The following is a 20,602-nucleotide window of genomic DNA, read 5'->3' on the forward strand; positions in this document are numbered from 1 at the left end:
ATATTTTTTATCGTTAAATAAACGGTTTATACTATCTTTACCGATTATCATGCTAAAGATAGCTGATTTTTTTGAATTTCTGAAAACTAAAGTCAACATGAAGTTAAACATTCAATCGAATATATCTTTAAAAGCTTTCAATACGTTTGGAATTGAAGAAAAGACAAATTTTCTAATCGAAGTGAATGACAATGAAACATTGACCGAAATTTTTAAAAATGGTATTTTTAAGGAGAACTTCTTTGTTCTTGGCGCAGGTAGCAATGTCCTTTTCACCAAAGCATTCGACGGCTATATTATTCGTATGACGAGCAAGGGCATACAGTCAAAAATTGATGGCGATGATGTCTATGTCACAGCGCAAGCGGGAGAAATCTGGAATGACTTCGTTTGGTATTGTATCGAACATAATTACGCGGGTATTGAAAACATGGCCCTAATTCCTGGCACTGTTGGTGCTTCACCTGTGCAAAACATCGGTGCCTATGGTACCGAGTTGATGTATGTTTTTCACGAATGTCAGGCTTTCGATACGCATACCGGTAACTTTGCGACCTTCAAAAAAGAAGATTGCGATTTCTCCTATCGCGACAGTATCTTTAAAACAGCACACAAAGGGCGTTTTATCATTACTCAGGTCACTTATAAGCTAAGTCAAACAGCTCATATCAATACAACTTATGGTGCAATTGAAGCCGAACTCGCCAAAGAAAACATAACAAACCCGAGCATTGCCGACATTGCAACCATTGTCTCCAAAATCCGCGTAGAAAAGCTTCCTGACCCAAGTACAGTGGGAAATGCAGGTAGCTTCTTTAAAAACCCTGTAGTGACAGCATCAACTTTTGGACCTCTTCAGAAAGAATACCCTACAATACCGCATTATCCAATGCCCAATAATGAAACAAAATTGGCTGCTGGATGGTTAATAGAACAATGTGGTTGGAAAGGAAAAGAATATGGACAAGCAGGTGTATGGAAAAATCAGGCACTTGTACTAATAAATAGACAAAACGCTACAGGACAGGAAATTTACAATCTATCGGAACAAATTATAAGTGATGTAGCCAACAAATTTGGCATCAAGCTAGAGCGTGAAGTTAATTTACTGTAAAGATTTAAAAAAAGTATTTTTACTCTTTTTAAATCTGAAAGCAAAAGAAAAACAGGCTTCACTTTAGCTAAACATCACTTTGAGCTAATTTTATTTACTTAAAGTTAGCTTACACACACGTTTGCTTTGCTTAAAATAATCTTAAAATTATATTAACAAATCTAATTTTGTCATTTTTGGCGCATTTTTTGCCTCATACTTAATGAACCGCATTTATAAACGTACTGTTTTGTAAAAAGAACAGTTATAATTCATTAAGCTATGACAAAGAATGAATTTGACACCATGGTTATTGAGCAATCGGACTCATTAAAACTCTACGCCAGAAATTTTACCAGTGATTACGAAGATGCCAACGATCTCGTTCAGGACACAATCCTGAAAGCTGTAACCTATTTTAAAAATTTCAAAGAAGGAACCAATTTGAAAGGATGGCTTTACACCATCATGAAAAATACGTTTATTAACAACTATAGACGTATTGTGAAAACCAACTCTTTCATTACGAAAGACGAGGATATTTCTAACGCTAACCTCCTATTATCCGCTTCCTCAAATCAGGGCGAAAGCAAATTTGTCATGGAAGACATCCATGAAGCTTTATCTAGTCTTTCCGAAGAATATTACATCCCTTTTTCATTGTACTTCGAAGGTTTTAAATACCACGAGATATCGGAACATTTAAATATCCCCATCGGAACGGTAAAAACAAGAATACATGTCGCTAGAAAATTAATGAAGAGATCACTATCGGCCTATAAAGTAGCTTAGTTTTTCTATCTTCGCCTTTTTAAAATGACGAATGGCAGAAGAATTATCGGGAATACAGCAAAAGCCAACTGGCTTTACGTAATGGTCAGGACAAACCACAGATCTGGGTTGCTTATCGCGGACTTATCTACGATGTCGGAGAAAGTAGACTGTGGAAAAACGGAATGCACTACGAACATTGGGCCGGACAAGATCTAACTGAGGAGCTCCAAGAAGCCCCTCATTCAGCATCTGTATTTTCAAAATTTCAGATCGTCGGAAAACTAAAAGATCAATGATTATAAATTAAACTGAGATAGGGCAACAAAAGCATTCAAACGCTTTTGTATGTCCTCTTCGGTAAGATCAACCAACCGATCTGTTCCAAATTTCTCTACACAGAATGAAGCTAGCGCAGAACCAAAAATCAATGCGTTCTTCATGTTTGTAAAGTTGATACTTTTTACTTTGGCAAGATAGCCAATAAAACCTCCAGCAAAGGAATCTCCCGCACCAGTTGGATCAAAAACATCTGCTAATGGTAGCGCCGGAGCAGAAAAAATCTGATTCTCTCCAAAAAGAAGCGCACCGTGTTCACCTTTTTTGATAATTAAATATTTAGGTCCCATTGCTAAAATGACTTTTGCAGCTTTAACCAGCGAATACTCTCCAGAAAGTTGCCTTGCCTCTGAATCATTGATGGCTAAAACATCAACCTTGAGAAGCACTTTTCTTAAGTCATCCATGGCAACATTCATCCAGTAGTTCATGGTATCCAGAACAACCAACTTAGGCTTGTGTGCCAAGCGCTCCAACGTAGTCAATTGTATTTGAGGCGTAAGATTGCCCAAGAGAAGATACTCGCAATCCTGGTAACTTTCAGGAATAATAGGATCAAAATCAGCCAATACATTTAAGTCTGTCGCCAAGGTATCACGGCTATTCATATCGTTATGATACCTGCCAGACCAAGAAAAAGTTTGCCCACCAGTAATCACCTGAACACCCGTAACATCTATACCACGGCTCCTGATAAGATCGAGATTATCATTTCCAAAATCCTCCCCAACAACACTGACCAATTTGATTTGATCACATAGATATGACGCCGCTAGACTCGCAAATGTACCGGCACCACCTAGAATTTTGTCAGTTTTACCGAACGGTGTTTCTATTGTATCGAAAGCCACCGTACCAATAATTACTAAACTCATAGTTTTTTAATAAGCATGGTAAACAAAAAAACCGGCATAAAGCCGGTTTCAATATTGCTCCTGAAGCTGGGCTCGAACCAGCGACCCTCTGATTAACAGTCAGATGCTCTAACCTGCTGAGCTATTCAGGAATTTATTTTTCGAGAAATTCCTTTCTCATAGAATGTACAAAAGTAGTACATTTTAATATCATTTGCAAATAAAATATTTGCATTGTTGCTCCTGAAGCTGGGCTCGAACCAGCGACCCTCTGATTAACAGTCAGATGCTCTAACCGGCTGAGCTATTCAGGAATGAAAAATTGAATATTTTAAAAACTCCGGCTATGTAAGTTATTAAATTGCTCCTGAAGCTGGGCTCGAACCAGCGACCCTCTGATTAACAGTCAGATGCTCTAACCTGCTGAGCTATTCAGGAGTGTTTTTCAATTTTTCCGGAGACCCTATTGCGTTTCCGTGATGCAAGTATCGGAAGATTATTAGAATACTACAAATTTTTTGAGCACATTTTTTACAACTTCCTAAATTCCAATTAGAATAATTTATTTTTATTTTTTCAAACAGCTCCACAAAATCCCCTTTTCAGCACTTAAACCAACATTATCCTTCTTTTACCTTCAATCGCCATCAGCGGATGAACGACCAGTATCGGCAATTGCGTACGATTAAAGCAACACACCTTTCAAAATTAGCGCTGCCACACTAAAATAAATCAGCAAACCTGTTACATCGACTAATGTCGACACAAAGGGCGCTGAAGAACTCGCAGGGTCGGCCCCAAGTCGTTTCATCACAAAAGGCAACATAGACCCCATCAACGACCCCCAAAGGACCACACCAACCAAGGACAAAGAGATAACTAATGCAACCAACACCCAATACTGACCATAGCTATGCGCAAAAGATTGCCATGCCATAATCCTTATAAAGCCCAAAGCCCCCAAAATAAGTCCCAGCAGTAAACCCGACAGAATCTCTCTTCGCATCACACGCCACCAGTCACCCAAGGTAACTTCCCCCAGGGCCATCGCTTGAATAATTAATGTTGAGGCTTGCGAACCGCTATTCCCACCACTGGATATAATAACAGGCATCAGTGCAAACAACATAATCGCACTTGCCATTTGCTCCTCGAAATGCTCAATAACCGTAGCGGTCAAAAGTTGTCCCAGAAAAAGCACAATAAGCCATCCAGCTCTCTTCTTCACCAAGTTCTTAATCGACACATCCAGATAAGGTTCATCCAACGCCTCCGTTCCTCCGATACGTTGCATATCTTCCGTGTACTCCTCGTTTGCTACCCAAAGAATATCATCGACAGTCACAATCCCCAACATAACCCCCTGTTCGTCGACAACAGGCAAGGCCACGCGATTATTCATCCGGAAGATGTTGATCGCTTCCTCCTGGGGATCGTAAGCATTCAGCGAGATCAGCCGATGATCGATCAAATCTCCAACGACTCTATCTGGCTCCGCCATCAGCACATCTTTAATCCGAATATCATCAACCAGCTTCCCATTTCCATCAATCACATACAATACATCTATCGTTTCCGAATCTCTTCCATAACGCCTAATATGCCCCAATATCCGTTCAATACTCCAATGTTCTTTTACGGTAATATAATCAGGTGTCATTAGGCGCCCAACGCTGTCTTCCGGATAGCCCAGCAAAGCCAATGCTTCAACACGATCTTTGGGTGGCAACAGTAAAATTAAATGCTTAATATCGTCCTTCATTTCTGAAAAAAAAGAAGTCCGATCATCGGGAGGTAACTCGTTAATTAGTGCGCTAATTTTTGCTTTAGAAAGCTTCTTAAAAATCCTGTTTTGAGTAGGGAAATCCAGAATACGAAAAACGTTAACTGCGCGATTCAAATTTAACGATTCAATAAATAGTGAACCATGTTCGGGCAACTCATCAATCAGCTCCTCAACTTCTGAAATATTTAATTCATTCAAAAATTCTTCCAGCCTAACAAGATCTCCACCTGCTATCAATTGCTCTATTTGATTCACCTGCATTTCCAGTTCTTCCATATCTCCTATCAATTTAAAAATCCTACATCTAAACAAAGTTTATATGTTACAAAAATCGCTTTTTTAAAGTAAATTCTGCATAAAAAAATAAATAATAAAAACCTACAGTCTGTCGCAGTAATTGGGATAAATACCCGGCGTAACGTTCAAAGCTCAATTCAAAAACAAGACATTTTGTCATTAGCAAAAAATTAAGGGAAACCGTTCTCGCCAACAACTTCAACAGGTCTCTACAAAAGAAAGACGATGAAATTTATCGTCTAATTACCGATCCATTTTTTTTATCGAATAAAATGAATCAGCCCACACCTAACTCGCCAGCATACTCCCGAAAGCAACACCCCATAGTCGTCTGATTTTTCCACAAAAAAAAACAGAAAAATTTTCTCGGCGCAGTCTTAGAATCGCTAATTATTTAAGTATATTCGTCGTATGCTTTAACCTGTTCAATATAGTGCTTTTTTTTCAGAACAGCCCAATATCATCAGGTTGTTTTACAGAAAAAAAATAGTAAAAAGAAGTAAATCATAAAAATCATAAAAGCCTATTATTCAAATATAAATAAATTTTAAACAGAAGTTAAAGTTCATATAAATAGGAATAATAAAACTAAAAAAAATAGCAAACACTCGATATACAAAAATTAATGAAACATAAAAACATAATTATCAACATATTATCATTATTATCATTAATAATATATTCACAAAAAAGTTCTGCTCAATTTTTTGAAGACAGCCAAGCGCCCTTAAGCCAAAAATGGTATAAAATTGAAACCAAGAATTTTCGACTAATTTTCCCTGAGGAAATGAAGAGCAAGGCCCCTACCCTAGCTGACCAGGTTAACCGATCGCTGCGTACAACTGCTAGAAATTACAAAATAACACCGCGGAAAATTCCATTCATTATCCATAACACGAATCTACAAACGAATGGTTTTGTACAGCTGTCTCCACGTAAATCTGAACTGTACAGCACCGCAGGCGCAGAACCCGACAACCAGACCTGGCTACCCAATTTGATCCTTCACGAGTCAAGACACGTAAGTCAATTTGACAAATTGACAGGAAAACTACGCGCGCCATTTTTTGAACAATTAGCCCTTGCCTACTACGGACTGACCGTTCCTTCCTGGTATTTTGAAGGCGATGCAACCCTTACAGAAACCATATATTCGGAGGGAGGGCGAGGAAGATTACCCGCTTTTGAAATGCCCATCAAAGCGAACTTTCAATCGAATCACAGCTATAGTTTTAATAAATATTTATTGGGGTCCTATAAAGATATAGTCCCGAGTTACTATACAATCGGCTATCTGATGACCTCCACTTTAAAGTCGGAATTACCTTCGAATTATGAAGCCGACCTCTTTTCGGAGCTGAACAAAAAACCATTATATCCCTATAATATCAATCGTGTTTTAAAGAAAAAAATTGGAGGAAATAGTGCCTACTTATACAATAAAACAATAGCAAATTTAGAGACCATATGGAATAAGAAAACAAGCGACTATCAATACCAGAAATACAAAGAAATAGACAAGAAAAACGACAGCTATTACAACAGCAATTTATTACCAAAACACAAGAACGGTCTGATCTATTTCATTAAGCAGAACCCACAAAAGACCAACGCAATTTACACGTATGATGTGGCAACAAAAACAGAAAATAGGCTCGCTAAAACTGGCATACAGTTAACACCACATTTTGACGTAAACAGCAATTACATCGTATGGGACGAGCTCCATAAAGATCCGCGTTTCAACAAAAGAACATACAGCGTTATCAATGTCATGGATCTCAAAACAGGTAAAATTAGCCAGCTCAGCAAACAGACGAGATATTATTCACCCATTTTAAGCCCATTAGACGAAACCATTGCCTGCGTTGAGGTAGATTTATCCAACGACAGCTATCTAACGCTCATAAGCCTTAAAAACAACAGCATCATCAAACGGATAAAAATAGGCAATTCCGAACAGCTCCAACACCCTGCTTTCAACCCCAAAGGCGATAAAATAATAGCAATACGATTATCCGAATCCGGAACCGCACTGTGTGAAATCGATCTGAAAAATGACAAAATCACCAACCTAACACCTTGGGACAACCAGCAATATGAAAGACCGCAATACCTTTCGGGTATGAAAATCATCACAAAAGCTAACTTCAACGGTATCGATAATATTTACAGCATCGACCTCCTATCTGGAAAGAAACAGCTTTTGACAAAGGCACAATTTGGCGCGTTCAACCCTTTTTACGATAACGATACAAGGCAATTATTCTTCAACGACTATCAGTACAACGGCTACAAGATCGCCCAGACATCCATCGATACCGCATTTGATATCGACCCAGAAACGGATTACTTTTCGCATTATTACGCCACCGCATTGACCAGAGACAGCGTAAAAAATATCGCTGCAGTCTCCGTAGATACTAGTCAGCACTACCAAATTGTACCCTATCGTGGACTGGGCAGAACGTTCAATTTTCATAGTCTTTCGCTAAGTAGCAGCAATTTTGAAAGCTTCGACAATTTTAAACCCGGAGTCTTCTGGTTATCAAACAACATCTTAAACACCACACAAATTGCTCTGGGGTATGAATATGACACCGACATTCGAAAAGGAGTATACTCGGCAGAACTTACCTACAACAAGTACTTTCCAAAATTCTCGCTACGCTATGAAAACAGAGGGCAAATTGCAGCAGCAAGCATCCCTAACAAACCAGACAGTAGCATCCGTTTCGACTGGCGCGAGCATTATATATCTTCACAGATCTCCATCCCGCTCTCCTTTTACAAAAGAGACTACGTCTACTCCACTGGATTCAACCTGGCGACAGCCTATCTACGGCGCTATGACCTTAGCCGCACAGACGTCAAGAACTTTAATTATGAGACTGCATTTCCCTTGACCTATCAGCTTTACCTCAATCGAAATGCTCGAATGGCCAATATGGACCTCTACCCAAGATGGGGACAAAATTTTAGTGTCACCTACCGACATACGCCTTTTGAAAACAATGCAAAAGGTGAAATTTTATCAGCAAGAACAGTATTCTATCTACCTGGATTTATGAGCAATCACGGTTTTCAAATTAGATTGAGCGCCCAAACAGGATCAGGAATTTATCAATACATCAACGATATCCCTCTTGTGAGTGGATTTAGCTACTACAAATATGAAAAAATAAAAAACACGGTGTTGGTCAACTATCGTTTCCCTATAGCTTATCCCGACCTTGGATTAGGATCTTTAGCCTATATTAAACGTGTAAAAGGAGGAATATTTGCCGATTATCAAAATATACACAAACACAGGGAGATCTCACCAAAAAGCTTTGGAGCCTATCTGTCGCTTGATTTCAATGCTTTCAGATACCCACTTCCAGATTTCGAATTCGTCGTTAAGGGTACCTATATCAATGACAACACGACAACACAACGTGTAGTTCCAACTTTCAGTTTAAACTACACCTATTAAGGATAAGCTGCTTAAGGATGAATCGCCCAGTTAAAATTCAGTGCCAAGGCATAATGATCCGATAAGGGCAATCCTTTGACATTGGTGAATAGATTATTTTCTATTTTATAATCCCGGGCAGCAAGACTGAGGTGACTACTGCTCCGATAGAGGATCTTATCGATAGATTCGCTCTGATTGCTGATAGACAACATATGTGGCGGCTTAAACTCATGTCGCACCTCAGGCACTAAGCCTCCATTTTCGAGCTCAACCCAGCTATCAACCAATGCTGTGGAATCCATAAAATCATGCAGGTTATCATCACAAAAACTATAATGTGCATTAAAATCACCCATTACAATAAGTGGCTTACCACTCGAATGCTCTCCAATATAATCACGTAGCTGATTGAGATTATCCCGGCGTGCACTTGAAGCTTTCCTGCTATTTTGTGCATTTGCATGAACATTATAAACATCCAACCAGACTTCAGGAACGATTTCTATCTGAACTAAGGTGAAGCCCTTGGGTGTCAGAAAATCGGCTCCTGTACGTTTTTTCCAGGGCACACGGACAACATCGGTCATCGGAAAATGAGACAGGGTATTGAGACCATCACCAAAGGGAACACGTCCCTTGGTTCTTGTGCGATATGGATGTGAATTACCGCCCCAATATAGACTTCTATTATAATTGAAATCCTCCTGTACATTAACAATGTCAAAAGGATTGATCTTCTTTCCAATTTCAGCAATACTTCTGCTTCTTCCTGTAATCGCAGAGGAAATAATCCCAGGCAACCCCGCTACATTATACGTCAGTACCGAAAAAAAACCAGAACTATCTTTTTCTTTACTCTTATTAGCATCCATCAATATCTGCATATATAACCATGTCATGATAAATTTAGCAAATACAATAAAAACTCACCAGTGCTACACAAACATTTAACAGATAATTGATTTAATCTGACATTACATCCATAGTTTCGTACAAAACATCGATCTTTTTTAATAAAAAAGGGACAACCTATGTTGTCCCTTTCTAAAGATTTTGATTTATATTAATCTTCAAGTGCCTTCACCCCTGGAAGAACTTTTCCTTCCATGTATTCCAAAAGCGCACCACCACCTGTACTGACGTAACTTACATCTTCAGTCATACCAAATTTACTTACCGCAGCAGCAGAATCACCACCTCCTATTAAAGAGAATGCCCCATTCTTCGTTGCTTCCACAACAGCATCAGCTACAGCTTTGGTACCCTTTGCAAAGGTATCAAATTCAAAAACACCCATTGGACCGTTCCAAAGAACTGTTTTAGAATTTTTGATGATCGCAGCGAAATTTGCTGCAGACTCCTGACCAATATCCAGACCTTGCAAATCTGCAGGAATTTGATCATTTGGTCCATCATATACATTGGCATCGTTGGAAAATGCATCTGCAATCTGAGCATCCGTAGGAATAACCAAGTTTACACCTTTTTCCTTCGCTTTTTTCACCAACTCATTCGCTAAATCAAGTTTATCGATTTCAACCAATGATTGACCAATTTCACCCCCTCTAGCTTTGATGAACGTATAAGCCATACCTCCACCAATTAAAAGGTTGTCAACTTTATCCAATAAGGCCTCAATTAACTGAATTTTATCAGAAACTTTTGCTCCACCCATGATAGCCGTAAATGGTCTAACCGGATTGTTTAATACTTTTTCTGCATTTCCGACTTCTGCAGCCATCAAGTAACCGCTATATTTAGCTCCTGGAAAAAATTGCGCAACAATTGCTGTCGAAGCATGAGCTCTGTGGGCTGTACCGAAAGCATCGTTCACATAGATATCGCCTAATTTTGACAACTTCTCAGCAAATTCAACATCTCCTTTTTCTTCTTCTTTATAGAAGCGAAGGTTTTCTAGCAATAAAACCTGACCAGCTTGTAAAGCTGCCGCTTTTTCTACGGCCTCTGTACCGATACAATCATTGGCAAACTGAACATCAGTACCTAAAACCTGTGAAAGATGAGCAACAATATGTTTTAATGAATACTTATCAGTAGGACCATCTTTTGGCCTTCCTAAATGGGACATCAATATCACGCTTCCACCATCGTTCAAGATCTTCTTTATTGTTGGAGCCGCTCCCTGGATACGATTATCATCCGTAATATTGAAATTTTCATCCAAAGGCACGTTGAAATCCACACGTACCAAGGCTTTTTTACCTGCAAAATTTAAATCGTCTACTGTTTTCATTCTGTAACTTTATTGATTTGGGATTAGGTCGTTTTGTCAAACGAACAGCTAAATATAAAAAAAAGCATTTGCTTTCATTAGAAATAATTATTTATTCATGGCAATCCGTACATTGGATCGAACTTCTCCGCACGCAACGTAAGAATTACCGGCATCGTTATAAATTATAATCACCTACAACCATACCACGATTGGACTTCCTTTACGAATCAATTACTAGTGAATCTCAACGCTATAAGGCATTCTCGCCTGCACCCCCGTCTGTGCTGTAGCTTTTCTCACGACATCAAAATAACGATAATATTCGCCCATTTGCTCTTTTGCAATCCAAACTTGGACTTTTTCTTTTGAATTATTTAATATCGAGGTAAAAGGATCTTCTTTCTCCGGATATTGGGACACTTTATATTTATTCAGATTGGCCTTTTTTGCGGCAGCCTGAATAGCGGCATCCAAGTTTCCGAGACGGTCAACCAATTTATTATTCACACCTTGCGCACCGGTCCAAACTCTTCCCTGCCCAATACTATCTACATCAGCAATGGATAATTTACGGCCGTCTGCAACAACTTTAGTAAATGTACCATATACTTTATCCACTTCCCGCTGGATGATATCCCTTTCTTCTGCTGTCAACGGCCGATCGAAAGAAGTCATCAAATCAGCAAACTTACCCGTCTTTACACCATCATAATGCACTCCAATTTTATTGTTCATCAGATTTTGGAAATTAGGAATCACACCAAATACACCAATAGATCCTGTAATTGTAGTTGGTTCAGCAAATATCGAATCTGCTGCCGCCGAGATATAATACCCACCTGATGCAGCTAAATCTCCCATCGACACGATTACGGGTTTCACTTTCTTGGTCAAAATAACCTCCCGCCAAATAATATCGGACGCTAAAGCAGATCCTCCTGGTGAATTCACACGCAAAACAACAGCTTTAACAGCATCATCTTCTCTTAATTTTCGTAGTTCGCGGGAGAATTTATCACCACCGATTTGACCTGGTCCTGTTCCTTCACCATCAACAATTTCTCCGGCAGCATAAAGAACCGCGACTTCAGATCCGCTCGCATCATCTTTTAACTTTTTATTATAATCCAACAGGGAAACAAACGATATCTCATCCTTTTCCGAAATTTTCAAACGTTTTCTCAAATCCGATAAAAGTTCGTCTTTATACAACTTGGCATCTGCAAGCTTATATTTTACCGCGTCGTCCGCATCCCGGACACGATAGTCATTCGCAATAGCCCGTAATGAATCGGCAGCAATATTTCTGCTCGCTGCTATTTCATTAATAAAGGTACTGTATATACTTCCCAAATATGATGTTACCTGCAAGCGATTGGGATCACTCATTTTATTTAAAATGAAAGGCTCAACAGCACTTTTAAATGTACCTACCTTCACAATTTGCATCTCCACCCCAACCTTGTCCAAAAGGTCTTTATAGAACATCGTAGAACTTGCCAAACCTTTAAAATCAATCGTCCCTTGCGGATTAACGTAAACCTTATCGGCGGTGCTCGCTACATAATAGGCCTTTTGGTCATACCCCGCATTATAAGCAACAACAAATTTCCCGGTTTTCTTAAAAGCCAAAAGTTCGTCTCTCACTTCCTTTAAACTTGCAAAGCCAACTCCGATATGACTAGCATCTAAATAGATCCCTTTAATATTCCCATCCGTCGCCGCATACTTGATCCTCGCCAAAATATCGTCTAGACCAATATTTTTAGTGGAATAACCTGGAAGATTGAGACTACCCAAAGGATTCGCTTCGCTTCTCTCTGAAATATCATAATCAAAGGATAGGTATAAAACCGAGTTGCTTTTAACAACAATCTCCTGATCCGAGGATGCCGAGCTGATGATGGCCCCAATAATCCCCATCAAAACAATAAACAACACAACAAAAGAGATCACAATCCCCGTAATTGTTGCCAGTACGTACTTAAAAAATGATTTCATATTTTGTAATTAAATCCGATCCATAATCGATCTTCCTGTGAAAAGACTTATTTTCACTAAAGGTAATGCAATATTTTTTATTCACCCAGTCTTTTATTTCATCTACCCCACATTTTATTCGCGAAATTAAGGCTCATAGCCTGAAAGAAATTTACATATCCATAGACCATTAATACACTAAATCCAAAAAATAGCCGAAATTCAAACAACTAAGTTTCACAAAATCTTAATTTAGCATCATGAATCAGATTTATATACTATTGGGCACTAACCTTGGGGATCGTTTTCAACAGCTTGATCTAGCGAGAAAACAACTTGAAACACATGTTGGAGCAATTATTGAAGCTTCTTCGATCTATGAAACAGCAGCCTGGGGAGTTGAAGACCAACCGCCCTTTTTAAATCAGGTCGTTTTAGTGGCATCCCGGTTACAGCCCTTAGCATGCTTAAACCTGACACAACACATCGAACAGGAATTAGGACGTATCCGTATAAAAAAATGGGGTGAAAGAGTCATTGATATTGATATACTCTACTTTAACCAGGAAATTATCGATCTGCCATCGTTGCAGATTCCACACCCTTTTATTGCTGATCGCAGGTTTACACTGGAGCCTTTAGTGGAAATAGCACCAGCCTATATCCATCCCGTTTACAAAAAAAATAACGTATATTTATTGAATAAATGCAAAGACGACTTACCTGTAAAGAAAATTAGCGACGATGAACCATATCGATATTGAACTGATCAACCAAAACATGTTTGACAACCAAGACTTAATCAAACAATTTGTATCCATGTATCTTATTCAAACACCTGTCGATTTCGACAAGCTCCGCGAAGCAGTGGCTGAGGGAGATCTTCAAAAGATTGGCGATACAGCCCATCACATCAAACCGACAATGGACTATATCGGTGCCTTTCACTTAAAAGAAAAATTTGAGGAATTAGAGACCAATTCAAAGAACGAAGCATCTCTTGACAGCCTTCGGGCCACTTTTGGTGTTATCGATATTGAAATGAAAGAGCTTCTATTTGAATTGGAACAATATGAAAAAACGATCTAAACCAGATCGTTTTTTTTATTAAAATGCAATGCTGATAATAGGAAATATAAAATTAAAATAATCGGTAAAGCCATAAATTGACCAACAATAAACAAGATCAGCGTCAGGATCAAAAATATGAAGCGAAATTTATTCGTTTTCCAATCCATCGAACTAAATTTCATCGAAAACAACCTAATTTCACTTACCAAAAGATAACTGGTTAAAAGAACACTACCGATTAATACAATCGGATTTAAAACCAATTGTGGGTATTTGTCTGCGATATAAGGTAGAGAAAGCACATAAAATGTATTCATTGGCGTATTCAAACCAATGAAATCCGAAGTTTGGCGCTCATCCAGGTTGAACTTTGCTAAACGTAAAGCCGAGAAAACAGTAATGATAAACCCTAAATAAGGTAACAGAGAACCATCAGGAAATACCTTTGTCAACAAGGTAAACATGATTGTCCCAGGTAAAAAACCAAAACTGACCATATCAGCCAACGAATCCAGCTCCTTTCCTATTGGCGATTTAACATGAAGTAGTCTCGCTACCATTCCGTCAAAAAAATCGAATATCCCGGAAGCAAATACGCAAATAGTGACAACTTGAATATTGCCTTGCAATGCCATCAATACAGCGATACAGCCACTAAATAAATTTAGACAAGTCAGCAGATTTGGGATATGTTTTTTCATGTACAGGATCTATTTTATAAAAAAAGCCATCATTTGATTAAAAATGATGGCTAAAATATCAAAATTTGATGGGATTACCCATTCATACTGATCAAAAATTCTTCATTTGATTTAGTTCCACGCAATTGACCTTGTAAAAATTCCATGGCCTCTGTAGAATTCATATCCGATAAGTGGTTACGAAGTACCCAAATACGTTGTAATGTTTCTTTGTCAGTCAATAGATCATCACGACGTGTACTCGATGCGGTGATATCGATCGCAGGGAAAATTCGTTTGTTTGCCAACTTACGATCCAACTGTAATTCCATATTACCTGTACCTTTGAATTCCTCAAAGATAACTTCGTCCATTTTAGAACCTGTATCTGTCAATGCTGTTGCTAAGATCGTCAATGAACCACCATTTTCAATATTCCGGGCAGCACCAAAGAAACGTTTTGGTTTGTGTAAAGCATTCGCATCCACACCACCTGACAAAATTTTACCTGACGCAGGCGCCACTGTGTTATAGGCACGTGCCAATCTTGTAATCGAGTCTAACAAGATAACGACATCATGTCCACATTCTACCATACGTTTAGCTTTCTCAAGCACGATGTTTGCAATTTTAACGTGACGGTCAGCCGGCTCATCAAATGTCGAAGAAACAACTTCCGCGCGTACACTTCTCGCCATATCAGTAACCTCCTCAGGGCGCTCATCGATTAATAAGATAATCAAATAAACTTCTGGGTGATTTTTTGCAATAGCATTTGCAACCTCTTTCAACAAGTTTGTTTTACCCGTTTTCGGTTGAGCAACGATTAATCCACGTTGACCTTTACCTATAGGCGTAAATAAATCCATGATACGTGTAGAGTAATTTCCAACACCCATATCTAAATTTAAACGCTCATCAGGGAATAATGGTGTCAAATAATCAAATGGCACACGATCGCGTACCTCAGCCGGATTTTGTCCATTGATAGCCTCAACCCGTACCAGAGGGAAGTATTTTTCACCCTCTTTAGGCGGACGGATACAACCACGTACCGTATCTCCCGTTTTCAAACCAAATAATTTGATCTGAGATTGTGATACATAAATATCATCAGGAGAAGTCAGATAGTTATAATCTGATGAACGTAAGAAGCCATAACCATCAGGCATGATCTCCAATACACCCTCATTAACGATCACATTATCGAAATCTGTACTTGAAGAAGTGTTTTCTGCTTTAGGAGTTTGTGTTGCTTTTTCAGGTTGGGGGCCTTTATCTGCTGCTGGTGTATCTTCGGTTGCAACAGGGGTTTCGTCATGCTCAGAAACTTCACGTTTTCTTACCGTGACAGGTTCCGCAGTTTTTACGGTCCGCACACGTTTACGTGTACGCTCAGCATGTTCCTGATTATCTTCCTCTACTTTAGCTGCTTTTTCAGCTGGCGCTGGTGCTGCTTCCTCTTCCCCACCAGTATTGCTAATTCTTTCGATTAATTCTTGTTTACGCAATTTATCAGCATCTGCGATACCGATCAACTTAGCAATCTCGCGCAATTCCGATACGAGTTTAGCGTTTAATTCGTTAATATCCATTAATGTGTTGTGTATGATTTTTGGATTTTTTTTTGAGCTTTTTTCTGAATTCTGATTATACACTTAAACAAGTTTCCATGATTAAGTGAGATGAAGAACTTAATGATTTCTTTTAAACCCGAAGTGGATTAAATATTGAGAACCTAGACAAAGAAAAAAACAAATTTTGTTATTTCAAAATATTTCAAAAAAAATATTTACTATTGTAGCTAGTAAAACGATTTAACAACATTTTTAGATTGAATTTTATATTTTTTTTCATAAGTTCGTACCTTTCAAAATTTAAGTTTTTAGATCCCTTATATGGAACAGCAACAAACTAAAACCAATTACCCCGCACTCTACACATTGATTATTGTGTTTTTCTTTTGGGGGTTCATTGCGGCAGGGAACAGTGTTTTTATACCGTTCTGCAAAAATTACTTTCATTTAGACCAGTTTCAATCCCAGTTAATAGACTTTGCTTTTTATACAGCCTATTATATTGGTGCATTGTTACTATTTATATTCAGTTCAATCGGGGGAAAGGACCTGGTTGGAAAATGGGGATATAAAAAGAGTATAGTTTACGGTTTACTTTTCTCGGCCTTGGGTGCCGCAGCCATGATTGTTGCTGTCGAAGTAAACTTGTATGTTGGTATGTTATTGGGACTATTCGTTGTAGCCCTTGGTTTTTCTTTACAACAGACTGCAGCAAATCCATTTGCGGTTTTATTGGGCGATCCAAAAACGGGTGCTTCCCGTGTGAACCTAGGCGGTGGTATCAACTCATTTGGTACAACAATAGGCCCTCTTGTTATCGGGTTTTCCTTATTCGGAACTTTTGAGCCTATTTCTGACTCAGAGATCGCCAACCTTCCGCTAAACAAGGTTGTTTATCTTTATATTGGTGTTGGTCTATTGTTCCTGTTAGCTGCAGCATTATTTAATTTCAGTAAAAAAGTTCCTGCTGGAATTAGTGATGAGCCAATGGAAAAAGCGAATAAAGCTTTACGTACCTTGATCATTATGACCATCCTCCTTTTTGGTATGTTCACGCCAGTGTTTTTAAGCTATAAGAGCGATTTAGCCTTGCAGGTAGAGCAGTTACACAAACAGGTTTCAAGTTTAACAGATCAGGTTCAGATCGATCAACTCAAACTTCACATTAAAGAAGTTGCCAAACCACTCGAAATGCAACGCATGTTATGGTTGGCAGGAGCATTGGTCGTTGTGATCGGTGGTTTATTGTTCTCCAATAAGAGCGCGCAAAAAAATCCAGAAGGTTGGGGTGCGATGAAATATCCACAATTGGCTTTGGGTATGCTCGCGCTTTTTATCTATGTCGGTATCGAAGTCGCAATCGGTAGTAACCTCGGCGAATTATTAACATTGAAGGAATTTGGTCATTTGCAATCATCTCAAATTACACCTTATGTATCCATGTATTGGGGAAGTATGATGATCGGTCGTTGGGCTGGTGCTATTACAGCATTTAACTTGAGTAAATCAACTAAAAATGGATTATTGATTATCGTTCCTCTGATTGCATTCTCCATTATCATCGGCGTCAATACGCTTGCAGGATTTGAGATGTCACATCTGTATTATTACGTCGTATGTATCATTCTTCAAATTGTAGCATTCTACCTAAGTAAAGAAAAACCTGCTCGCACATTGATTATTTTTGGATTATTTGGAATTATTGCGATGTTAATTGGCCTATTCTCATCGGGCACTATTGCAATCTATGCTTTCTTGTCAGGCGGTCTTGCATGTTCAATTATGTGGTCCTCAATTTTCAGTTTGTCCATTGTAGGTTTAGGAAAATATACCGCTCAAGGTTCGGCATTTCTTGTGATGATGATTCTTGGTGGTGGTGTTCTTCCTCCGATACAAGGAAAATTAGCGGATATTATCGGTATCCATAACTCGTATATTTTACCATTAATCGGATTCTGTTATGTTGTTTTCTTTGCGATATTTGTTAAGGGAATATTAACAAAACAAGGAATCAATATTGATGAAATAGAGGCTGAAGGAGGCCATTAACACCCCTCACTAATTGTAAATAGTACACTATTTAAACAATTTTATTACACAGCTCAAAAACTGGCTTAACAACACCGTTAAGCCAGTTTTTTTATATAGTCACCAAAGTACAAACATTTATTTTTTGAAAAATAAGCGGATAAATTATGATATTTAAAATTAAAAAATGTATTTTCGGGGAATTGATTAATGAATTGATTACTCATTTTATAACGATAAACACAATTAAAACTACTCAATAATGATAATCATTGCTGACGGGGGATCAACAAAAACAAACTGGTGTTTGTTAGACGATTCGAATAAAAAAATCTACTTCAACACAGAAGGGTACAACCCTTATTTTGTTGATAGTGAATACATTGTAAACTCCCTAAAAAAAGGACTACCGCAAGATTTACCTTTTGAAAAAATCTCAGAGGTAAACTATTATGGTGCAGGTGTTCATAACAAGGAAAAAGCACAAATTGTTGTTGATGCTTTAAAACAAGTATTTACTACAGCTGAAGTTGAAGTAGGACACGATCTTCTTGCAGCAGCAAGAGCATTATTAGGAACTCAAGCCGGATTTGCTGCGATCTTAGGAACAGGAACAAATTCTTGTCTATACGATGGTAAAGAAATCACATTAAACATCGACTCAGGTGCTTACATTTTAGGTGATGAAGGTTCTGGTAGTTATATTGGTAAAAAATTACTGGCAGATTATGTTCGTAATTTGATGCCTAAAGATGTTAAAGAAGTATTTTATAACACGTATAAAATGACAAAGGACGAAATTATGGACGCGGTTTATACCAAACCAATGCCAAATCGTTTCTGTGCAAGCTTTAGCAAATTTGTCTATGACAACAATGTAAATATCGAATACACACGCAATATTGTTGATGAAGCTTTTGAAGCATTTTTCAGAAATCTTGTCAGCAAATACCCTAACTATCAAAGCTATACTTTCAACTGTATCGGTTCGGTTGGTTACAATTTCAGAAATGTATTAGCAGAAAAAGCTGAGCAATATGGAATGAAAGTAGGCAAGATCTTGCGCTCCCCTATCGACGATTTAGTACAATTCCACATCGATAGAGCAGCAGCGACTGCCAAATAGAAAAAGAAAAATAATCTTTAACATAAGGAAAGGTATTCAATAAAATTGGATACCTTTTTTATTGCTCTTCCCCCAGTCCTCCGACCTGCCAATATTCTCCGTACCGAAAATTCCCTACTAATATTAATTTCCAATTAACTAACTCATACCGTTTTACAAGACATTTTAATGATTTAATAACAGGAATTTCATCGGTACAAAATAAAAGTATCTTTTTTTTGTAATAGAAGTTAACAGATTGATTAAATGAAATATTGCGGCTTAGAATAACTTCAAAAACGGTAAAAAAGGTCGTTTATGATCGATTCATTTCAGACAAATCCGGCAAAGGTCAAATATAGTCCTCAACAGACGCATAGAAAAAAAATCTACAAAGGACATCTTGGTAGACATAAATGAATAAACAAATTTATTGCAAATGAAAAGAAGCCTTGATATACTTGTAATCTCAGATTTACACCTAGGTACTTACGGTAGTAGAGCTAAAGAGCTTTTACTTTATCTAGAGTCCGTATCTCCCAAAATACTGATACTCAATGGAGACATCGTAGACATTTGGCAATTTAAAAAAAGCTATTTTCCGCAAGAACATCTAAAAGTCATCAAAAAAATCATTGACATGAGCTCTTCGGGGACAGAAGTACATTACATCACGGGCAACCACGATGAAATGTTGCGCAAGTTTACCGATCTAAAATTAGGTAATATCAAGCTGAGCAATAAACTCCTTCTTTCACTCAATAATCAAAAAGTGTGGATCTTTCATGGAGACGTTTTCGACGCATCCATTCATCATTCTAAATGGTTGGCCAAACTCGGTGGATGGGGCTACGACAAACTTATCCAGCTCAATAATATCATTAATTATTGCCTAGATAAAATGGGTAAGGAGAAATATTCTCTTTCTAAAAAGATCAAAAACTCCGTTAAAAAGGCCGTCAAGTATATATCAGATTTTGAACATACAGCGACTGAACTAGCGATTGAAAAAAATTACGATTTCGTCATCTGTGGACACATCCACCAGCCTCAAATCAAAGAAGTCATTACCCGAAAAGGAACCTGCACGTATATGAACTCAGGAGATTGGATTGAAAACCTCAGTAGTTTAGAATATAAAAATGGGGAATGGAAGCTGTTCTATTTTGAAGAAAATAAAGAACAAATCCTGAAGAATAAAATCATCGATATCCCTCTTTTCAGCCTGGAAGATCTTAAAAAGATTGTCATCTCATAAAGATTGTCATGTCTTAATGAACACAACAGAGATCTGCATATAATCAGGAAAACACTAAAACAAAGCCGAG

The 20,602-nt window shown here is 38.1% G+C and carries 16 protein-coding genes and 3 tRNA genes; 9 read left to right on the forward strand and 10 right to left on the reverse strand.

What is annotated here, in order from left to right:
• Positions 1-97 precede the first annotated feature (97 nt).
• From murB to B4Z47_RS10490, 3 genes are all read left to right on the forward strand, one after another.
• Positions 98-1,114, forward strand: coding sequence for a UDP-N-acetylmuramate dehydrogenase (gene murB / locus B4Z47_RS10480; protein ID WP_115049480.1), 1,017 nt, complete (start codon positions 98-100; stop codon positions 1,112-1,114).
• A gap of 261 nt (positions 1,115-1,375) precedes the next feature.
• Complete coding sequence (locus tag B4Z47_RS10485; RefSeq protein ID WP_046671910.1) at positions 1,376-1,885, forward strand: RNA polymerase sigma factor; 510 nt, start codon at positions 1,376-1,378, stop codon at positions 1,883-1,885.
• Positions 1,886-1,953: 68 nt separating this feature from the next.
• Positions 1,954-2,163 carry a cytochrome b5 domain-containing protein gene (locus B4Z47_RS10490; RefSeq protein WP_286727314.1) on the forward strand — a complete coding sequence of 70 codons (210 nt, stop codon included), beginning with the start codon at positions 1,954-1,956 and terminating at the stop codon, positions 2,161-2,163.
• Here the strand turns inward: B4Z47_RS10490 and B4Z47_RS10495 are convergent, their stop codons facing one another.
• The 5 genes from B4Z47_RS10495 to mgtE all read right to left on the reverse strand — a co-directional run bounded on the left by B4Z47_RS10495 (position 2,164) and on the right by mgtE (position 5,119).
• Entirely contained in the window at positions 2,164-3,078 is a 915-nt protein-coding gene (locus tag B4Z47_RS10495) for a PfkB family carbohydrate kinase (RefSeq protein ID WP_070570461.1), read from the reverse strand. It abuts the gene before it with no gap.
• Positions 3,079-3,135: 57 nt separating this feature from the next.
• A tRNA-Asn gene (locus B4Z47_RS10500) sits at positions 3,136-3,209 on the reverse strand.
• A gap of 88 nt (positions 3,210-3,297) precedes the next feature.
• Positions 3,298-3,371: transfer RNA gene (locus tag B4Z47_RS10505), tRNA-Asn, on the reverse strand.
• A 50-nt stretch (positions 3,372-3,421) separates the two neighbouring features.
• A tRNA-Asn gene (locus B4Z47_RS10510) sits at positions 3,422-3,495 on the reverse strand.
• A 247-nt stretch (positions 3,496-3,742) separates the two neighbouring features.
• Positions 3,743-5,119 carry a magnesium transporter gene (gene mgtE / locus B4Z47_RS10515; protein ID WP_112374186.1) on the reverse strand — a complete coding sequence of 459 codons (1,377 nt, stop codon included), beginning with the start codon at positions 5,117-5,119 and terminating at the stop codon, positions 3,743-3,745.
• An 808-nt stretch (positions 5,120-5,927) separates the two neighbouring features.
• Between mgtE and B4Z47_RS10520 the strand changes: the two genes are divergently transcribed.
• Positions 5,928-8,615, forward strand: coding sequence for a hypothetical protein (locus B4Z47_RS10520; RefSeq protein ID WP_236560147.1), 2,688 nt, complete (start codon positions 5,928-5,930; stop codon positions 8,613-8,615).
• An 11-nt stretch (positions 8,616-8,626) separates the two neighbouring features.
• On the opposite strand, the gene B4Z47_RS10525 is transcribed toward B4Z47_RS10520, so the two are convergent.
• The 3 genes from B4Z47_RS10525 to sppA form a co-directional block, all read right to left on the reverse strand.
• Positions 8,627-9,496, reverse strand: coding sequence for an endonuclease/exonuclease/phosphatase family protein (locus tag B4Z47_RS10525; RefSeq protein WP_083296135.1), 870 nt, complete (start codon positions 9,494-9,496; stop codon positions 8,627-8,629).
• Between the two features lie 164 nt (positions 9,497-9,660).
• Entirely contained in the window at positions 9,661-10,851 is a 1,191-nt protein-coding gene (locus tag B4Z47_RS10530; RefSeq protein WP_070570453.1) for a phosphoglycerate kinase, read from the reverse strand.
• A 216-nt stretch (positions 10,852-11,067) separates the two neighbouring features.
• Positions 11,068-12,834 carry a signal peptide peptidase SppA gene (sppA, locus tag B4Z47_RS10535; protein ID WP_115047815.1) on the reverse strand — a complete coding sequence of 589 codons (1,767 nt, stop codon included), beginning with the start codon at positions 12,832-12,834 and terminating at the stop codon, positions 11,068-11,070.
• 239 nt (positions 12,835-13,073) lie between these two features.
• Between sppA and folK the strand changes: the two genes are divergently transcribed.
• Together folK and B4Z47_RS10545 are read left to right on the forward strand one after the other, a co-directional pair.
• Positions 13,074-13,577, forward strand: coding sequence for a 2-amino-4-hydroxy-6-hydroxymethyldihydropteridine diphosphokinase (gene folK / locus B4Z47_RS10540; protein ID WP_070570448.1), 504 nt, complete (start codon positions 13,074-13,076; stop codon positions 13,575-13,577).
• A complete protein-coding gene (locus B4Z47_RS10545; RefSeq protein ID WP_115047813.1) occupies positions 13,558-13,902 on the forward strand; it encodes an Hpt domain-containing protein in 345 nt (114 codons plus the stop codon). Before folK ends, B4Z47_RS10545 begins: the two co-directional genes overlap by 20 nt.
• On the opposite strand, the gene pssA is transcribed toward B4Z47_RS10545, so the two are convergent.
• Both pssA and rho read right to left on the reverse strand, forming a co-directional pair.
• Positions 13,899-14,585 (reverse strand): CDP-diacylglycerol--serine O-phosphatidyltransferase, encoded by a 687-nt coding sequence (gene pssA / locus B4Z47_RS10550; protein ID WP_070570444.1) that lies wholly within the window; start codon positions 14,583-14,585, stop codon positions 13,899-13,901. The two genes, B4Z47_RS10545 and pssA, sit on opposite strands and share 4 nt — an antisense overlap.
• A 74-nt stretch (positions 14,586-14,659) precedes the next feature.
• Positions 14,660-16,159: a transcription termination factor Rho gene (gene rho / locus B4Z47_RS10555; protein ID WP_070570498.1), complete on the reverse strand. Its 1,500-nt coding sequence runs from the start codon at positions 16,157-16,159 to the stop codon at positions 14,660-14,662.
• A gap of 303 nt (positions 16,160-16,462) precedes the next feature.
• Here rho and B4Z47_RS10560 point away from each other — a divergent pair, with 303 nt between their 5' ends.
• The 3 genes from B4Z47_RS10560 to B4Z47_RS10570 all read left to right on the forward strand — a co-directional run bounded on the left by B4Z47_RS10560 (position 16,463) and on the right by B4Z47_RS10570 (position 20,532).
• Positions 16,463-18,190 carry an MFS transporter gene (locus B4Z47_RS10560; RefSeq protein WP_070570442.1) on the forward strand — a complete coding sequence of 576 codons (1,728 nt, stop codon included), beginning with the start codon at positions 16,463-16,465 and terminating at the stop codon, positions 18,188-18,190.
• Between the two features lie 241 nt (positions 18,191-18,431).
• The gene (locus B4Z47_RS10565) at positions 18,432-19,295 is read left to right on the forward strand and encodes an N-acetylglucosamine kinase (RefSeq protein ID WP_046671899.1); all 864 of its coding nucleotides are present in this window, start codon (positions 18,432-18,434) and stop codon (positions 19,293-19,295) included.
• A 418-nt stretch (positions 19,296-19,713) separates the two neighbouring features.
• The gene (locus B4Z47_RS10570; RefSeq protein WP_046671898.1) at positions 19,714-20,532 is read left to right on the forward strand and encodes a UDP-2,3-diacylglucosamine diphosphatase; all 819 of its coding nucleotides are present in this window, start codon (positions 19,714-19,716) and stop codon (positions 20,530-20,532) included.
• Positions 20,533-20,602: the final 70 nt, after the last annotated feature.

The sequence above is a fragment of the Sphingobacterium sp. UBA2610 genome (assembly GCF_002339225.1).
Taxonomy (GTDB): domain Bacteria; phylum Bacteroidota; class Bacteroidia; order Sphingobacteriales; family Sphingobacteriaceae; genus Sphingobacterium; species Sphingobacterium multivorum.

Bases quoted from the DNA above. Each gene is read 5' to 3' on its own strand.
- murB (WP_115049480.1), top strand. From the start codon at position 98: ATGAAGTTAAACATTCAATCGAATATATCTTTAAAAGCTTTCAATACG.
- B4Z47_RS10485 (WP_046671910.1), top strand. From the start codon at position 1,376: ATGACAAAGAATGAATTTGACACCATGGTTATTGAGCAATCGGACTCA.
- B4Z47_RS10495 (WP_070570461.1), bottom strand. From the start codon at position 3,078: ATGAGTTTAGTAATTATTGGTACGGTGGCTTTCGATACAATAGAAACA.
- mgtE (WP_112374186.1), bottom strand. From the start codon at position 5,119: ATGGAAGAACTGGAAATGCAGGTGAATCAAATAGAGCAATTGATAGCA.
- B4Z47_RS10520 (WP_236560147.1), top strand. From the start codon at position 5,928: ATGAAGAGCAAGGCCCCTACCCTAGCTGACCAGGTTAACCGATCGCTG.
- B4Z47_RS10525 (WP_083296135.1), bottom strand. From the start codon at position 9,496: ATGACATGGTTATATATGCAGATATTGATGGATGCTAATAAGAGTAAA.
- B4Z47_RS10530 (WP_070570453.1), bottom strand. From the start codon at position 10,851: ATGAAAACAGTAGACGATTTAAATTTTGCAGGTAAAAAAGCCTTGGTA.
- sppA (WP_115047815.1), bottom strand. From the start codon at position 12,834: ATGAAATCATTTTTTAAGTACGTACTGGCAACAATTACGGGGATTGTG.
- folK (WP_070570448.1), top strand. From the start codon at position 13,074: ATGAATCAGATTTATATACTATTGGGCACTAACCTTGGGGATCGTTTT.
- B4Z47_RS10545 (WP_115047813.1), top strand. From the start codon at position 13,558: ATGAACCATATCGATATTGAACTGATCAACCAAAACATGTTTGACAAC.
- pssA (WP_070570444.1), bottom strand. From the start codon at position 14,585: ATGAAAAAACATATCCCAAATCTGCTGACTTGTCTAAATTTATTTAGT.
- rho (WP_070570498.1), bottom strand. From the start codon at position 16,159: ATGGATATTAACGAATTAAACGCTAAACTCGTATCGGAATTGCGCGAG.
- B4Z47_RS10560 (WP_070570442.1), top strand. From the start codon at position 16,463: ATGGAACAGCAACAAACTAAAACCAATTACCCCGCACTCTACACATTG.
- B4Z47_RS10565 (WP_046671899.1), top strand. From the start codon at position 18,432: ATGATAATCATTGCTGACGGGGGATCAACAAAAACAAACTGGTGTTTG.
- B4Z47_RS10570 (WP_046671898.1), top strand. From the start codon at position 19,714: ATGAAAAGAAGCCTTGATATACTTGTAATCTCAGATTTACACCTAGGT.